This window comes from Coriobacteriia bacterium, from assembly GCA_014859305.1.
In the GTDB taxonomy this organism is placed as follows: Bacteria; Actinomycetota; Coriobacteriia; order Anaerosomatales; family Kmv31; genus Kmv31.
Genome location: JACUUM010000049.1, coordinates 1 through 14,958 on the forward strand (window position 1 = coordinate 1; position 14,958 = coordinate 14,958).

The 14,958-nt window shown below is 69.3% G+C and carries 18 protein-coding genes; 10 read left to right on the forward strand and 8 right to left on the reverse strand.

All coding sequences use genetic code 11. The features are described 5' to 3' along the window. Positions 1-70 precede the first annotated feature (70 nt). Together IBX62_09080 and IBX62_09085 are read right to left on the reverse strand one after the other, a co-directional pair. The gene (locus IBX62_09080; protein ID MBE0477235.1) at positions 71-967 is read right to left on the reverse strand and encodes a radical SAM protein; all 897 of its coding nucleotides are present in this window, start codon (positions 965-967) and stop codon (positions 71-73) included. 149 nt (positions 968-1,116) lie between these two features. After that, positions 1,117-1,875, reverse strand: a complete 759-nt coding sequence (locus tag IBX62_09085; protein MBE0477236.1) for an SDR family oxidoreductase — start codon at positions 1,873-1,875, stop codon at positions 1,117-1,119. Positions 1,876-2,159: 284 nt separating this feature from the next. Between IBX62_09085 and hisF the strand changes: the two genes are divergently transcribed. From hisF to IBX62_09100, 3 genes are all read left to right on the forward strand, one after another. Next, positions 2,160-2,927 (forward strand): imidazole glycerol phosphate synthase subunit HisF, encoded by a 768-nt coding sequence (hisF, locus tag IBX62_09090; protein ID MBE0477237.1) that lies wholly within the window; start codon positions 2,160-2,162, stop codon positions 2,925-2,927. A 70-nt stretch (positions 2,928-2,997) separates the two neighbouring features. Then, a complete protein-coding gene (gene carB, locus IBX62_09095) occupies positions 2,998-6,273 on the forward strand; it encodes a carbamoyl-phosphate synthase large subunit (GenBank protein MBE0477238.1) in 3,276 nt (1,091 codons plus the stop codon). Between the two features lie 7 nt (positions 6,274-6,280). Continuing rightward, positions 6,281-7,126: a hypothetical protein gene (locus IBX62_09100; protein ID MBE0477239.1), complete on the forward strand. Its 846-nt coding sequence runs from the start codon at positions 6,281-6,283 to the stop codon at positions 7,124-7,126. Here the strand turns inward: IBX62_09100 and IBX62_09105 are convergent. Both IBX62_09105 and IBX62_09110 read right to left on the reverse strand, forming a co-directional pair. Then, the gene (locus tag IBX62_09105; protein ID MBE0477240.1) at positions 7,065-7,550 is read right to left on the reverse strand and encodes a glycosyltransferase; all 486 of its coding nucleotides are present in this window, start codon (positions 7,548-7,550) and stop codon (positions 7,065-7,067) included. The two genes, IBX62_09100 and IBX62_09105, sit on opposite strands and share 62 nt — an antisense overlap. Before the next feature lie 120 nt (positions 7,551-7,670). Then, on the reverse strand, positions 7,671-8,150 hold the full coding sequence (locus IBX62_09110) for a GyrI-like domain-containing protein (protein MBE0477241.1): 480 nt from the start codon (positions 8,148-8,150) through the stop codon (positions 7,671-7,673). Positions 8,151-8,271: 121 nt separating this feature from the next. Here IBX62_09110 and IBX62_09115 point away from each other — a divergent pair, with 121 nt between their 5' ends. Further along, complete coding sequence (locus tag IBX62_09115; GenBank protein MBE0477242.1) at positions 8,272-8,619, forward strand: hypothetical protein; 348 nt, start codon at positions 8,272-8,274, stop codon at positions 8,617-8,619. 42 nt (positions 8,620-8,661) lie between these two features. On the opposite strand, the gene IBX62_09120 is transcribed toward IBX62_09115, so the two are convergent. Further along, a complete protein-coding gene (locus IBX62_09120; protein MBE0477243.1) occupies positions 8,662-9,069 on the reverse strand; it encodes an FKBP-type peptidyl-prolyl cis-trans isomerase in 408 nt (135 codons plus the stop codon). Between the two features lie 345 nt (positions 9,070-9,414). Here IBX62_09120 and IBX62_09125 point away from each other — a divergent pair, with 345 nt between their 5' ends. The 4 genes from IBX62_09125 (at position 9,415) to IBX62_09140 (ending at position 11,208) form a co-directional block, all read left to right on the forward strand. Beyond that, a complete protein-coding gene (locus IBX62_09125; protein MBE0477244.1) occupies positions 9,415-9,804 on the forward strand; it encodes a VOC family protein in 390 nt (129 codons plus the stop codon). A gap of 234 nt (positions 9,805-10,038) precedes the next feature. After that, positions 10,039-10,350, forward strand: a complete 312-nt coding sequence (locus IBX62_09130) for a hypothetical protein (protein ID MBE0477245.1) — start codon at positions 10,039-10,041, stop codon at positions 10,348-10,350. Further along, positions 10,323-10,667, forward strand: coding sequence for a hypothetical protein (locus IBX62_09135; protein ID MBE0477246.1), 345 nt, complete (start codon positions 10,323-10,325; stop codon positions 10,665-10,667). Before IBX62_09130 ends, IBX62_09135 begins: the two co-directional genes overlap by 28 nt. 13 nt (positions 10,668-10,680) lie before the next feature. After that, positions 10,681-11,208 carry a flavodoxin domain-containing protein gene (locus IBX62_09140; GenBank protein ID MBE0477247.1) on the forward strand — a complete coding sequence of 176 codons (528 nt, stop codon included), beginning with the start codon at positions 10,681-10,683 and terminating at the stop codon, positions 11,206-11,208. Between the two features lie 109 nt (positions 11,209-11,317). On the opposite strand, the gene IBX62_09145 is transcribed toward IBX62_09140, so the two are convergent. After that, the gene (locus tag IBX62_09145; GenBank protein ID MBE0477248.1) at positions 11,318-11,875 is read right to left on the reverse strand and encodes a DUF305 domain-containing protein; all 558 of its coding nucleotides are present in this window, start codon (positions 11,873-11,875) and stop codon (positions 11,318-11,320) included. Between the two features lie 350 nt (positions 11,876-12,225). On the opposite strand from IBX62_09145, the gene IBX62_09150 reads away from it, so the two are divergent. Then, positions 12,226-12,714: a MarR family transcriptional regulator gene (locus IBX62_09150; protein ID MBE0477249.1), complete on the forward strand. Its 489-nt coding sequence runs from the start codon at positions 12,226-12,228 to the stop codon at positions 12,712-12,714. Between the two features lie 80 nt (positions 12,715-12,794). After that, positions 12,795-14,159: an MATE family efflux transporter gene (locus tag IBX62_09155; protein ID MBE0477250.1), complete on the forward strand. Its 1,365-nt coding sequence runs from the start codon at positions 12,795-12,797 to the stop codon at positions 14,157-14,159. Positions 14,160-14,267: 108 nt separating this feature from the next. Here the strand turns inward: IBX62_09155 and IBX62_09160 are convergent, their stop codons facing one another. Both IBX62_09160 and IBX62_09165 read right to left on the reverse strand, forming a co-directional pair. Beyond that, entirely contained in the window at positions 14,268-14,678 is a 411-nt protein-coding gene (locus IBX62_09160) for an SRPBCC family protein (protein ID MBE0477251.1), read from the reverse strand. 52 nt (positions 14,679-14,730) lie between these two features. Beyond that, positions 14,731-14,934, reverse strand: a complete 204-nt coding sequence (locus tag IBX62_09165) for a helix-turn-helix domain-containing protein (GenBank protein MBE0477252.1) — start codon at positions 14,932-14,934, stop codon at positions 14,731-14,733. Between the last annotated feature and the right edge of the window lie 24 nt (positions 14,935-14,958).

Genomic DNA, 14,958 nt, shown 5'->3' on the forward strand with positions numbered 1-14,958 from the left:
TGTGTTCCCCTCGGACGGGAAGTGGAACGTGACCCCCGGTCCGCTGTGCATCGCCCCGGCGGGGCGCCGCTCAGCACTGCACCCTTCGCAGCCCGGCCTCCCGCGCCAACCGCACAGCGCCGGCGATCTCCTCTGGGGTCACCGGCCTCGCGACCTCCGGGAACTCCCTGGCCCGGAACGCCGGGCGGTACTGCCCCATCACGTTCACGTACGTGTCGCGCGAGAGCTCCGCAGCGATGAAGCGCATCGTCTCGGCGGTGCCCGACAGCCCGTCCGGCAGGACGAGGTGGCGCACCATCAGCCCGCGCACGGCAACGCCCCGCTCGTCGGTGATCAGGTCCCCGACCTGCCGGTGCATCTCGCGCAGCGCCACGCGCATCCGTTTCGGGTAGTCGCGGATGCCGGAGAGGCGGCGGGCGACGTCGGGGTCGGCGTACTTGGTGTCGGGCAGGTAGACGTCCACCACGCCGTCGAGCAGCCGCAGCGTCTCGAGCCGCTCGTAGGTGCCGGTGTTCCACACGAGCGGGACGTGCAGCCCTCGTCCCGCGGCGACGTCCAGCGCGTCCAGGATCTGCGGCATGTAGTGCGTCGGCGAGACGAGGTTCACGTTCTCGCAGCCCATGCCCTGCACCTGCAGCATGATGCCGGCCAGGTCCTCGGCGGAGACCTCGTCGCCCCGGCCGGCTTGGGAGATGTCGTAGTTCTGGCAGTAGACGCAGCGCATGTTGCAGCGCGCGAAGAAGACCGTCCCGCTCCCGCCCACGCCGACGAGCTCGGGCTCCTCACCGAAGTGCGGGCCGAAGGAGACCACCAGCGCGCGCTCGGTCGCGCGGCAGAACGCGCCGGGCTCGCGCGTGCGGTCCGTCCCGCATTCGTGCGGGCACACCACGCAGCGCTGCAGCCACAGCCGCGACTCCCCGGCGCGGCGGCGCAGCTCGCCGGATGCGTGTAGGTCGGTGTAGCGCATGGGATGAAGGTACCGCGAGAGCCGGGGCGCTACGCCGCGGCGGGTTTGTCACGCGCTCGACCGGGAGGGAGACTCTCGGCTCCACCGATGGGATCAGGAGAGGGCCCGCGGGCGGAGGAGCCGCGCCGCGGGCCCTGAAGAGCGTGCGCCTACTGCGCGACGAGCCCGCCGTCGACGGGCATCGCGATGCCCGTCACGAACGAAGCTTCGTCCGAGCAGAGGTAGACGACCGCGTCGGCGATCTCGGAGGGCTTGCCGAGGCGCTTGACCGCGTGCAGCGCCGCCATGGCCTCCATGCCCTCCGGGCTCCCGCCCGTGAAGCGGTCGATCATCGGCGTGTGGATGACGCCGGGACACACGGCGTTACAGCGGATGTTCTGCGTCCCGTAATCGAGCGCGATCGACTTGGTGAGGCCGACGACACCGTGCTTCGAGGCGGTGTAGGCCGGCGTGCTGGCGAAGCCCACGAGCCCCGCGACCGAGGCCGTGTTGACGATCGTCCCGCCTCCGGTCTTCAGCATCTCGGGGATCTCGTACTTGCAGCACCACCACACGCCTTTGAGGTTGATGTTGATGGTGCGGTCCCAGTTCTCCTCGGTGCACTCGACGCAAGGGCCGGCGATGCCCTCGATCCCCGCGTTGTTGTGCGCGCAGTCGATGCGCCCGAACATCTCCACCGTCTGGGAGATGAGCGACTTGACCTGGTCCTCCTGGGCGACGTCGCACTTGACGAAGGCGGCCTCGCCGCCCTCACCCTGGATCATGCGGACGGTCTCCTCCCCACCTTCGGTCACGACGTCGGAAACCACGACCTTGGCTCCCGCGCGAGCGAACGCCAACGCGCTCTCCCGGCCGATCCCGGAACCGGCGCCGGTCACCAGCGCCGCCTTACCCCTCAAGTCAGCCATCCCCGAACACCTCCTGCCGTGCCCTGCTACCGGCGGGGGCGCCGCAGGCACAAGACGTCGCCCCTACCCCGAGTCTGTCCTCGGCGGCTCCCGGGGGCAAGTCCGATCGGCAAGTGAATCCAGGTACTTGCCGGTGCAGGGGCGGGGTGCCGCGGGAATGCGAGGTTGGCGACCGCCCAGATCCGGGCGGCGGTCAGCAACGCCAGTCCGACCTCGGGCGAGAGAGCAGCCTCCCTTCGCTACAATGCCCTCAGTCCTGCCGTCGGTCGGAGGGGGCGCGCCTCGTGGAGCCCGTCAAGATCATCCCGTGCCTGGACATGAAGGACGGGCGCGTCGTCAAGGGGGTCCACTTCGTGGACCTGCGCGACGCCGGCGACCCTGTCGAGAACGCGCGGTTCTATCGCGAAGCCGGCGCCGACGAGGTCGCGATGCTCGACATCGCAGCCACGGTCGAGGGGCGCAAGACGCGGCTGGAGTGGGCGCGCGCCGTCGCCGAGGCGCTCGAGGGCGTGCCGCTCACCGTGGGCGGCGGCGTCTCCGAGCTCGACGACATGCAGGCGCTCTTCGACGCCGGCGTGAGCAAGGTCTCGATGAACAGCGCGGCGGTACGCAGGGCCGAGCTCGTGGGGGAGGCGGCCGAGGCGTTCGGCTCGGAGCGCGTGATCGTGGCGATCGACGGCCGACGGAACCTCGAGATGCCGTCGGGCTTCGAGGTCGTGGTGAGCGGCGGTCAGGAGCCCACGGGCCTGGACTGCGTCGAGTGGGCGCGGCGCTGCGAGGCGCTCGGGGCGGGCGAGCTCCTGCCCACCAGCATGGACGGCGACGGGACGCTGTCCGGCTACGACATCCCCTTCACCCGTGCGATCGCCGAGGCCGTCTCGCTTCCCGTGACCGCCTCAGGGGGCGCGGGGACGCTCGAGCACTTCTACGAGGGCGTGACCGAGGGCAAGGCCTCGGCGCTGCTCGCCGCCTCGGTGTTCCACTTCAGGACCTTCACCGTCGGCCAGGTCAAGGAGTACCTCGCCGGCCGGGGGATCCCCGTCATGCGCTGAGGCGGCAGAGCCGCCGGCCGGATCGCCGGCCACCGACCGTCCACGCCAGACCCGATCCCGAGGAGCCCGAATGCCCAGGCGCGACGACATCCGCAGGGTCCTGATCATCGGCTCCGGTCCTGTGGTCATCGGGCAGGCCGCCGAGTTCGACTACTCCGGCACGCAGGCGTGCAAGGCGCTGCGCGAGCTCGGCTACGAGATCGTGCTGGTGAACTCCAACCCGGCGACCATAATGACCGACCCGGTCATGGCGGACGCGACCTACATCGAGCCGCTGAACCTCGAGTCGCTCACCGAGGTGGTCGCCGCGTCCCGGCCCGACGCGCTGCTGCCCAACCTCGGGGGGCAGTCGGGCCTCAACCTGTCCTCGGAGCTCGCGAAGGCCGGCGTGCTGGACGAGCACGGCGTCGCCATCATCGGCGTGAACGCGGACGCCATCGAGCGCGGCGAGGACCGGCTCGCGTTCAAGCGGACGATGGACCGCCTCGGGGTGGAGATGCCTCGCAGCGAGACCTGCGAGAGCGTCGAGGAGGCCGAGCGCATCGCTTCCGGACTGGGATACCCGGTCGTCATCCGCCCGGCGTACACGCTCGGCGGCACGGGCGGCGGGCTGGTCTACAACGTCGACGAGCTCCGCGTGGTGTCAGCCCGCGGCCTGGCGGCGAGCATGGTCGGGCAGGTGCTCGTGGAGGAGTCGGTGCTGGGCTGGGAGGAGCTCGAGCTCGAGGTCGTCCGCGACGCCGAGAACCGGATGATCACCGTGTGCTTCATCGAGAACGTCGACGCGATGGGCGTGCACACCGGCGACAGCTTCTGCACCGCGCCGATGCTCACCATCGCGCCCGAGGTCCAAGCGAGGCTCCAGAAGCACTCCTACGACATCGTCGAGGCGATCGAGGTCATAGGCGGGACGAACGTGCAGTTCGCCCACGACCCCGCCACGGGACGCGTCGTCGTCATCGAGATCAACCCGCGCACCTCGCGCTCCTCGGCGCTGGCGTCCAAGGCCACCGGCTTCCCCATCGCGCTCGTCAGCGCGAAGCTCGCGGCCGGCCTCACTCTGGACGAGATCCCGTACTGGCGCGCGGGCACGCTGGAGCGCTACGAGCCCGGCGGCGACTACGTGGTGGTCAAGTTCGCGCGCTGGGCCTTCGAGAAGTTCCCGGGCGCCGAGGACCGTCTCGGCACGCAGATGCGCGCCGTCGGCGAGGTCATGTCGATCGGCGCGACCTACAAGGAGGCGCTGCAGAAGTCGATCCGCTCGCTGGAGATCGGCCGCCACGGGCTGGGCTTCGCGGCCGACTTCTCCGCCCGCCCGCCCGAGGAGCTGCTCGAGATGCTGAAGGAGCCCACCAGCGAGCGGCAGTTCATCATGTACGAGGCGTTGCGCAAAGGCGCGACGACCGAGGAGCTGCACGCGCGCACGCACATCAAGACCTGGTTCATCGAGCGGATGCGCGAGATCGTCGAGCTCGAGGAGGAGATCATCGCCGGTGCGCTGGCCGCCCAGGAGGCCGCCGGCGGCGGCGAGGCGGCCGAGGGCAGCCGGGGCGGCGCGACGTGCCCGGTGGGCGGGATCGGCATCCCCGACGAGCTGCTCGCGCGCGCCAAACGCGACGGGTTCGCCGATGCGTACCTCGCGAGGCTCCTCGGCGTGCCCGAGGAGCGCGTGCGCGAGCGGCGCAAGTCGCTGGGCCTCGTGCACGCCTACCGCCCGGTGCCGGTGAGCGGAGTGGAGGACGCGGCGTACTACTACTCCACGTACAACCAGCCCGACACCGTGCCGGTGAGCGACCGGCGAAAGGTCATGGTGCTCGGCGGCGGGCCGAACCGCATCGGGCAGGGCATCGAGTTCGACTACTGCTGCGTGCACGCCGCCTACGCGCTGCGCGAGGCCGGCTTCGAGACGATCATGGTCAACTGCAACCCCGAGACGGTCTCGACCGACTACGACACCTCCGACAAGCTCTACTTCGAGCCGCTGACAGTGGAGGACGTGCTCGCGATCCACGACAAGGAGCGTCCCGAGGGCGTGATCGTGACCTTCGGCGGGCAGACGCCGCTCAACATCGCCCGGGAGCTGGAGGCCGCCGGCGTGAGGATCCTCGGCACCTCGCCCGAGACGATCGACCTCGCCGAGGACCGGGACCGCTTCAGGGAGATGATGGAGCGCCTCGGCATCCCGATGCCCGAGGCGGGGATGGCCACCACGTACGCCGAGGCGCTCGCCGTCGCGGGGCGCATCGGGTATCCGGTCATCGTGCGCCCGAGCTACGTGCTCGGCGGCCGCGGGATGGAGATCGTGCACGACGGCGAGATGCTTCACCGCTACATGGCGGCCGCGGTCGGCGTCACTCCCGAGCGGCCGATACTGATCGACAAGTTCCTCGACGAGGCCATCGAGTGCGAGGCCGACGCCATCGCCGACGGCACGGACGCGTTCGTGCCCGCCGTGATGGAGCACATCGAGTACGCCGGCGTGCACTCGGGCGACTCGGCCTGCGTCATACCGCCGGTCACCATCGCCGAGGAGCACCTGCGCACCATCGAGGAGTACACGAAGCGCATAGCCGTGGAGCTAGGGGTCGTCGGGCTGATGAACATCCAGTACGCGATCTCGGAGGGCACGGTGCACGTGCTGGAGGCCAACCCGCGCGCCTCGCGCACCGTCCCGCTCGTCTCCAAGGTCTGCGACGTCCGGATGGCCCGGCTCGCGACGCGTATCATGCTCGGCGAGAAGCTCGCGGACCTGGGCCTGAGGCGCAAGGGGATCCCGCACTTCGGCGTCAAGGAAGCCGTGTTCCCGTTCACGATGTTCCCCGAGGTCGACCCGCTGCTCGGGCCGGAGATGCGCTCGACCGGCGAGGTGCTGGGCATCGCGCGCTCGTTCGGGCTGGCCTTCCACAAGGCCGAGGAGGCCGCGGGTCAGCACCTGCCCGTGGAAGGGACGGTGCTGATCACGGTGGCCGAGAAGGACCGCCCCGGCGCGCTGGAGGCCGCTCGGGAGTTCGCGCGGCTGGAGTTCAGCATCAAGGCCACCGCGGGTACCGCGGCCTTCCTCGGGGAGCACGGGGTCCCCGCCGAACAGATCCTGAAGCTGCACGAGGGGAGGCCGCACATCGAGGACGCCATCCGCAACGGCGAGATCCAGCTCGTGGTGAACACGCCGGCGGGCAAGACGAGCGAGTTCGACGACTCCTACATCCGCAAGGCCGCCATCCGGCATCGGGTGCCCTACATCACGACCACCGCGGCGGCGCTGGCGGCGGCAAAGGGGATCGCCGCGCACCGGGAGTCGCGCGAGGAGGTACGCTCGCTGCAGGACTACCACGCGGATCTGAGGTAGGGGAGCCGTGCTCGGGAGACGGGCCCGCAAGGGTCGCGAGAGAGGAGCCGGAACGGAGACCGCAGGGACATCCCTCACGCCCCGGGCGCTGTGGGTGCGGTGGGTCGGCGCGAACGCTATCGGCGAGCTGGTGGGCCTTGGCGGCACGCTCGCGCTCGTCGCCGGGCTGTGGGGCGTGCTCGACCGCTCGCCGCTGCCCGTGGCGCTCGCCCTCGCGCTCGCGATCGCCGCTGTGGGCGCGCTCGTGGAAGGGGTCGCTGTCGGCGGGCTGCAGGGCCTCGTGCTGCGCCTGGCGCTGCCCGCGCTGCCGCTGCCGCGATGGGTGGTGTTCACCGCGCTCGGCGCGTTCGTGGCCTGGTCGCTCGGGATGCTGCCGAGCACGCTGCTCGCGGCGGGTGGGAACGGCGCGCCCGCCGCGGGGGCGGCAGAGCCCTCGACCGTGGTGCAGCTCCTGCTGGCGGCGGGAATGGGCGCGGCGCTGGGACCGTTCCTCGGCGTGCCGCAGTGGCTGGTCCTGAGGCGCTTCGTCCCGCGGGCGGGCTGGTGGATCCCCGCGAACTCGGCGGCGTGGGCGCTCGGGATGCCCGTCGTGTTCGCCGCGATGTCGTTCGTGACGCCGGAGACCCGGCCCGCCACCATCGCCGCGGTGCTCGCGGCGTCGCTGCTCGCGACGGGCGCGGTCGTCGGCGCCGTGCATGGCGCCGTGCTCGTGCGGCTGCTCGCCGGCGCCTTCGGCGGGCGGGCCGCCGGCATCCCCGGCTCTACCCCCCGCTCCTCCCGACGCGGCCCGCCTACGCGGCGTGCCGGCAGAGCGCCCGCATCCTCTGCCAGGCCGACGGTGCGTACTCGATGAGCGCGAGGCACCGCACGATCGCGCGCAACCACCCCTCGCGGTCCGCACGACGCACGGCGAAGCCGGTCTTCCCGTCGGCGACCAGTCGCCTGGCACCGACCTCGCCGGTCACGAGCGCGGGCAGACCGAACGCGCACGCCTGGCGCACGACGCCGTCGTCCGCATCGGAGCCAGCCGGCAGCAGGAGCACGTCGCACCGCCCGAGGACGGCCGCCAGGTCCTCGGCGGGGGTCGGCGCGAACACGGTGACGCGGGGCAGGGCCGAGGCCCCGGCCGGGACCGCGGCGTGTCCCTCGGCCAGGATCACGAGGCTCACCTCGGGGAACCGGCGGGCCACCTCGGCGTAGGCGCCCAGAACGGTCGACGAAGGGCCTTTCTCGAGAGGGCCGGCGTACACGAGCCTGACCGTGTCGCGCTGCCGCATCGCTGGCACCTCCTCGGGCAAGGCCCGTGACGATGTTCGAGCTAGCCCGAGTGTCGCGCCGGGTGGTCTCAGCCCTGTAACGCGGCTGGAAGATTCTCGTGGATCAGTTGTGTGGGAGCGCTAGAGTCCCGAGCGCTTCCGTACCGGGAACTGGATCTCGGTCAGGTACTCCTCCGGCGGCGTCTTTCGCGGGTCGGAGTAGTACAGCTCCCGCGGAGGGCCGGTGATCCCGTAGCCCTGCTCGCCGGCCCACTCCGCCAACCGCCGGTACGTCGGCTCGATGGTCTCGTAGGGGCCTGTGTGCATCGCCGAGGCGACGGTCGCGGGCTCGACCTGCTTGACGCCGAGCCCCCGCTCGTCGGGGCCGAACGCGATCTCGCCGCCCTCGATGGGCGCCCACAGCTCCCAGGCCGCCTCGTCCTCGGGCCGCTCGGGTCCCGTGAGGAAGACGGCCATGGGCTTGCCCTCCGGCACGTGCTCGTACTCGCGCACCCAACCGTAGAGCTCGGCGAAGCCCTCAGGTATCAGCGAGTAGGGTCCCCGCCTACTGAGGAACGCCACGGTCATCGGCTCGGTCTGCTTGATCTCCGCCTGGAACACGATGGCCACCTCCTGGACACGTACGTTCCCGAACAGGATATCTTGCTGAGGCGGTCCAGGCCCGGCCGGGTCGCGCTTCCGGTAGCATCTTGGGGCATTCGCCGGCGACGAGGAGGTCCGGATGCGCGCCGAGGAAGCACTCGCGAGACTGAGAGAGGGTAACGCCCGGTTCCAGGCCGGCGAGATGCGCGGCTGCGACGTGGTGGCTCGACGGGCGGAGGTCGCGGCGCGGCAGCCGAGGCGGCCGAGGGCCCGGCTGTGGCGCACGCCGGGTTCGAAGCGCTGCTCTCGCGGATCCTGCCCTCGGTGCGCGCCGACGAGGGGGCGGCCGCCGTGGACGCGGCCGCGGCCCGGCACGCCTCTGCCACGGCAGCCGACCTGCGCGCGCGCGCCCGAGGGCCTCGAGGGCGTCGAGGTCATGCCGGCGATCTACGACCTCGGCAGCGGCGAGGTGCGGTTCCTCGGGTAGGGGAAGGGCACGAGAAGGTGCCCCCGCCTCGGGCTCCCGGACCTAGTCGATCGAGAGCAGCTCGACCTCGAACACGAGGGTGGCGTCAGGCGGGATGACGCCGCCCGCACCCTGCTCGCCGTAGGCCTTCTCCGGCGGGATGGTCAGCTTGCGCTTGCCGCCGACCCGCATCCCCTGGACGCCTTCGTCCCAGCCCGGGATGACCTGCCCCTGGCCGAGCACGAACTGGAAGGGCTCGCCCCGGTCCACCGAGGAGTCGAACTTCGTGCCGTCGGTGAGCCAGCCGGTGTAGTGCACGCTCACGGTGTCCCCGGCCTCGGCGACGGCGCCCTCGCCCGCCAGCTCGTCCTCGGTCTTCAGCTCGGGCCCTGCTTGCGCCTCGCTGGGCTGCGCCGCTTCCCCGGGAGGCGCGGCCTGCCCCCCGGTGTTCCCGCCGCCGCAACCGGCCAGCGCAAGAGCCAGGACGAGGGCGAGTCCGACGATCAGCGCCGATACGGACGATCTCTTCGTCAAAGCGACCTCCTGGAGTGACGTCTGTCGGGCACGCACGATCTCGCAGTCTAGCCCATGCGTGTGAGCAGGTCGTGTGCCGAAGTGAGCCGTCACGCGCCGGCGTGCCGCTCCAGGAAGGCTCGGCGAGGGCCTTGCCCTGCTCGACCTCCTCGCGGATCACGAGGAGGCGGACTCGGGTGACCATCCCGCCGTTCCTCCTCGGCGAGTCCGCGCCCCCCGGTCCGATGGGAATAGGCGTACCCGGAGAGCACGGCGTCGTGTCGCCGCTGGAAGGAGGCCGCCGTGGCCGAGAGTCCTTGGGAGCGCGTGACGGTCTGGCACGAGTTGATGTCCTCGGACCCGGAGGGGGCGCAGACCTTCTACGAGGACGTCGTCGGGCTGAAGGCCGAACCGTTGGAGCACGCTCCCTTCCCGTACACCGTCTGGCTGCGGGACGGGGAGCCGCTCGGCGGCCTGGTCCCGCCGCAAGAAGGGCAGGAGGGCTGGCCGTCGGGCCCGTTGCCGCACTGGGTGAGCTCCTTCGCGACTCCCGACATCGACCGCGCGGTCGAGACGGCCGGGAGTCTCGGAGGCGAGGTGTTGGTGCCGCCGACCGAGATACCCCGGTTCGGCAAGGCCGCGGTGCTGCGAGACCCCGAGGGCGCGGTCTTCGGGGTCTTCCAGAAGGCGTGAGCGCACCAGGCGGTTCGGGGGGATAGCCATGAAGGCTCATACCACGACGTTCGCCGAGCCCACCGACCGCGAGGGCGTCGCGACACGCGTCTTCGACGCACGGCGCAGGCTCGTCTGGGAGGCGCACACCGACCCGAAGCACCTGCCGCACTGGTTGTGAGATGACCGGTCCGTTCCGTGGATGCGCTCACTCACCTTCGACGAGCCGCATGGTTGCCGGGGAGGTCAAGGGGGGTGGCGCACGTGGGAAACGCTAGAAGATCGCTGGTCGTCGGGATGGGCGCTCTCGCCGGGCTCACCGGCATCGAGCATGGGCTCGGCGCGGTGCTGCAGGGACACCGGCCGACCGGCGGGGTCGTGTTCCCGTCGTGGCCCGGCTCCGCGTTCTTCGCGATCCTCAACGGCGAACCGGCGATGTCGCTCGTCCAGAACTACCTGCTCACCGGCATCCTCGCGATCGTCGCCTCTCTCGCGTTGTGGCGGTCGCGATCGCGTTCGCCGACCGCAGGCACGCGGGATTGGCGCTCATCGGCCTGTCGGTCGTGATGCTGCTGCTCGGCGCCGGGTTCGGCCTGCCGCTCCTCGGCTTGATCGTCGGGCTGGCGGCCACGCGAGTGCGGTCTCCGCTCGCTTGGTGGAAGCGTCACGCGCGCGAAGGACGTGGGTTCGCCGCGGCATGGCCCTGGGTGTTCGCGGCATGCCTCGCGGCGTGGCTGATCCTCTCCCCCGGCATCCCCGCGGCCTCGATGCTCGTCCGCGTGGACGGCATGACGGTCATTCCGCCGGTGTTCTTCAGCGCGATGGCGCTGCTGCTCGCGAGTGTATTGGCGAGTCAGGGGTACGATGCCCGGCAGAGTGCATGAGGGAGGAGGAGACATGTCGGAAGACGTCCTGGTCACCTACATCTCGCGGTACGGCTCCACAACCGAGGTCGCCGAGAAGGTAGGCGAGCGGCTGCGCGAACGCGGCCTCGACGCCGAGGTGAAGCCGGCGGCAGAGGTCGACTCGCTCGAGGGCGTCGACCGGGTCGTCTTCGGCGCGCCACTCTACATCGGCTCGCTGCTGAAGGGTGGACCGGAGTTCCTCGCGAAACACCAGCAGGCGTTGCAGTCGAAGTCCGTCGCGGTCTTCGCGCTCGGCCCGCTTGAGCCCGAGGAGCTCGCCGAGGAAGGCAACTCGCAGCTCGAAGCAGCGCTCACCAAGGCTGCGCCGTGGCTGCAGCCCATCGACGCACGGGAGTTCATCGGCAAGTACGACCCGGCGACTCTGCGCGGTTGCGACAAGATGCTGACCTGGTTCCCCGCCAGCCCGCTCAAGGGCCGCCCCGCTACGGACAACCGCGACTGGCCGGCGATCGAGGCATGGGCCGACGAGCTGGCGGCGAGAGCGCCTGCGCAAGCGTGACGCTTGAGCAGTCCTCGCTTACGACGTTTGCGGCCTGCTGCAGATGAACCGGTCGACCCTGACGGCCCTCGGCACCAGCGGCCGTTTCGAATGCGGATCGACCCCGAGACTACTCGACGGCCTTCCGAATCTCGGATTCCATCCCAGGGGTCAGCTCGGTCGAGCGAGGCGGAAGCTCGGTCGTACCGCGTTCGCCGTTTCGCCGGATGTCGTCGATGAGCAGTTCCATTTCGGCGATTTCGCGGACCTGGGATGAGATTATCTCGTCAGCAAGCTTGCGAACTCGTGGGTCGCGGATGCTCGCCTTTCGTGCGTTGTTGATGGCGATGGAGTGGTGAGGGATCATCGCTCTCATGAACGTGACGTCGCCCACAAGGAGTTGACGCCGGTTCACGAACAACAGCGTGACGCCGACCAGTGCAGCCAGTACCAGAACCAGGATCTTCGTGCTTCTTCCTTCGAACATCGACCACATGAATGCGAGCATCACCGCCGTCATCGTGCACCCCATCACCAACGCGGCGATCAGCCGGTTGAGGCTGAATGTGGCGTGATCGACCGAGAAGATCAGCTGGTACATCAGGAAGAACATGATGAAGGTCGATGTCGCGACCGTGGCTGCGAATCGACCCCAACTCATGCCCATCATTCGTTTGTCCTGATCCATCCCTCTCCTCCATTCGGCGGCGGACCTCAAGACCCACACGGCTCTCCCGAATGTACCCCTCCAGCCGGTCGCGCGGCGTTGTTGCCTGCAGTGTGTGAAACCACTGAGGGCGACGAGCGGAGCGAGCCCGGGCCGGCGAGAACCTCGCGGGCGTCTTGTCTGTCTGTGGTGAGTCCGGACGTCTTCCCCGCCTCTGGGCGAACGTTGAAGCGGGTGAGCGGCTGCCCAGTCACCTCCCTAGGTGCGGTGATTTGCCGGCTCCCTGGAGAGCGTGTAGGATGACATAGTTGCTGAATGCAACTATCTGCTCCGGTGCCGGAGCCTCTCACGCCTCTCGCCAGAGGAACCGAATGACAAGAGATCGCAATCCCATCACGCAACTGGTATCGACGCTGAGCCGGCGCACCCGGATGTACTTCGCGCGGCAACTCACGCCCTATGGTTTGAGCTTCGGCCACTTCAGGATCCTTCGCTTCTTGCGGGACCATGCCGGGGTACGGCAAGAAGACCTGCGCGCTTACGTGGATATCGACAAGGGCGCGGCGGCGCACGCGATGAAGCGGCTCGTCGATCTCGGCCTCGTGGTTCGTGCGCCTCATCCCGAAGACGGACGGGCCTACCTCATCCGTCTCACGCAGAAGGCACATGAGTTCCTCCACGAGTTCGATCGTGTCGCTGCGGTCTGGGACGAGCGGCTCGTGTCCGGCCTCTCCCCCGAGGAAGCGCGACAAGCCGAGGAGCTGCTGCAACGACTCGTGGACAATGCGTCCGCGCCGATCCAAGACAGACAAGGGGAACACGGGGAATGCCGAAGGCGACACCACGCGCAACGACACTGACGACGCGACCGGAGAGCCGCTCCGAAGCTCAGCTGACGGAAGGGCCTGTCGCGCGCACCCTCGTGCGGCTCGCGGCGCCCATGCTCGTCGCGATGTTCGCGATGGTGGGCTTCAACATCGTGGACACGTTCTACGTCGGTCAGCTCGGCACCGAGGAACTCGGCGCCATGGGCTTCATGCTCGCGGTGATCATGGCCGTGAACTCGGTGAACGTGGGCATCGGGATGGGGACCATGGCGGTGGTGTCGAGGGCGATCGGACAAGGCGACGCCCGGCTGTCGCGACGCCTCACGACCGACGCGATCCTCCTCGCGCTGCTCTTCGCACTCGTCATCGTCTCCGTGGGGCTGACCTCTATCACAGCACTGTTCACTCTGTTGGGTGCCGAGGGTGCCGTACTCGAGCACATCCACTCGTACATGACCGTCTGGTACCTCGGCTTGCCGCTTATCGTGTGCCCGATGGTGGGCAACAACGGCTTCCGCGCCGCGGGCGACACCAAGACGCCGGCGACGATCATGATCTCGGCTCTCACCGTGAACGCGGTGCTCGACCCGCTGTTCATCTTCGGCATCGGGCCGTTCCCGGCTCGCGGCCTGCAGGGAGCGGCGATCGCGACCGTGATCTCTCAGGGCATCGCGCTCGTCGTCGGGTTCACCCTCCTTCGCCGCCGCGGCCTGATCACCTTCGAACGCTTCAAGCTGTTCGATCTCTTCCCATCGTGGCGGCGCATACTCTCCATCGCGGTCCCCGCCGCGGTCACGCAACTCATCATCCCGGTGTCCGCAGGCATCGTCACCGTGATCGTTGCGACGTTCGGCGTCGCTGCGGTCGCCGGCTTCGGCGTGGCCACCCGGCTCGAGATGTTCTCCGTGATGGTGATCATGGCCCTGGGAAGCGCACTCGTGCCCTTCGTCGGACAGAACTGGGGGGCCGGCGACAAGGCCAGGATCGGCCGAGCAGTACGGGTCGCCATCACCATCGCCTCGGCGTGGGGCGCGATGGTGTGGCTGCTCTCCATGGCTGTCGGCGAAACCGTAGCTGCCGCGTTCAACTCCGATCCGACCGTCATCCGTACGGTCACGAGCTACATGGCCATCGTGTTCCCGAGCTACGTAGCGCTGGGGATATTCACCACCGTGACCAACTCGCTCAACGCGCTGCACAGGCCGATGAGCTCCATGGTGCTGTCGCTCCTCCGCATGCTCGTCCTGTACGTGCCGCTGGCGTACGCGGGATCGGCGCTGCTCGGCCTCGATGGTGTGTGGTGGGCCGCCCTCTCGGCCAACGTTGTGAGCGGCGTGTTCGCGATCGGGTGGTTCCGGCACGTGTTCGCGCGAATGGAGGCCGGGGTGCCGGTGTCTTCTCTCCCGACCGAGGACCATGCCGAGCAGTCCCTGCCTGAATCGGCATCGGGACTGGCGCCCGTGCGCCCCCCGGCTTGACCGGGAGGGAACCCCTCCCACCACTTTCGGCCCGGGTGCGAGTAGGGCGCTAGGTCGAACTGGTTTTCATGACGGCCCAGGCGACCTCGGGGCCTGCTCAGCCCTCAGCTACATCTCCAGCATGTTCTTGCAGGTTCTCCGCGAGCTGCTTCTCTGAGGAAGGCCTTGCGAAGAACGCAACAGGCTTCTGAAGACCGCGCAGCTCGAAGTGAGCCCCAGAGTGAACTTCGTAGCACCCGCTGCCTCCTCGAACAAGTAGACGCCTTCGTACGGGATGGGGCTCGAGATGCTCTTGTATGCAACTCTTCGCATGGGGATCACTTCGGTGACCTCCCACGTTGACTCCCCGAACCCCTTTCGTGTTTCGCGGACCTTGGTCCCCACCCCCGTTGGGCTGTTGTAGAGCACGGTCTCTCGGAGTAGATCGGCTTGCCACGCGAAGTCGTTTCTCAGATCTTGCAGGAATGCCCAGACCTCACCGATCGGTCGCTCGATCGTGATCGTCCCCTGGATGTCCATCGCTACCTCCCAATGGCGACGGAATGCCCAGCGTGCGGGCCTGCCTCACGGGTTAGCGAGACTGGCTGGAGCCGAGGCGGCGGGCGACCTGCGCCCGTGTCCAGCCATGCTGCACGCGCAGGTCGCGAAGGTAGTGAGCGAGCGCGAGCTTGAGCTCGACGAACGCGGCCTCTTCAGGGGTGAGCTGAAGGAACTCGGTGGTGGTGCCGACGCGCCAGCCCGCAGCCTCGACCCGGCTCCTCTTGGTCTTGTCCATCTCAGTCCGCTCCCTTGTCGCTAG

What these genes read in the sequence shown, in the direction of transcription:
- IBX62_09080 (MBE0477235.1), bottom strand. Translation starts at nt 967, where the DNA reads ATGCGCTACACCGACCTACACGCATCCGGCGAGCTGCGCCGCCGCGCC.
- IBX62_09085 (MBE0477236.1), bottom strand. Translation starts at nt 1,875, where the DNA reads ATGGCTGACTTGAGGGGTAAGGCGGCGCTGGTGACCGGCGCCGGTTCC.
- carB (MBE0477238.1), top strand. Translation starts at nt 2,998, where the DNA reads ATGCCCAGGCGCGACGACATCCGCAGGGTCCTGATCATCGGCTCCGGT.
- IBX62_09105 (MBE0477240.1), bottom strand. Translation starts at nt 7,550, where the DNA reads ATGCGGCAGCGCGACACGGTCAGGCTCGTGTACGCCGGCCCTCTCGAG.
- IBX62_09115 (MBE0477242.1), top strand. Translation starts at nt 8,272, where the DNA reads ATGCGCGCCGAGGAAGCACTCGCGAGACTGAGAGAGGGTAACGCCCGG.
- IBX62_09140 (MBE0477247.1), top strand. Translation starts at nt 10,681, where the DNA reads ATGTCGGAAGACGTCCTGGTCACCTACATCTCGCGGTACGGCTCCACA.
- IBX62_09145 (MBE0477248.1), bottom strand. Translation starts at nt 11,875, where the DNA reads ATGGATCAGGACAAACGAATGATGGGCATGAGTTGGGGTCGATTCGCA.
- IBX62_09150 (MBE0477249.1), top strand. Translation starts at nt 12,226, where the DNA reads ATGACAAGAGATCGCAATCCCATCACGCAACTGGTATCGACGCTGAGC.
- IBX62_09155 (MBE0477250.1), top strand. Translation starts at nt 12,795, where the DNA reads ATGCTCGTCGCGATGTTCGCGATGGTGGGCTTCAACATCGTGGACACG.
- IBX62_09160 (MBE0477251.1), bottom strand. Translation starts at nt 14,678, where the DNA reads ATGGACATCCAGGGGACGATCACGATCGAGCGACCGATCGGTGAGGTC.
- IBX62_09165 (MBE0477252.1), bottom strand. Translation starts at nt 14,934, where the DNA reads ATGGACAAGACCAAGAGGAGCCGGGTCGAGGCTGCGGGCTGGCGCGTC.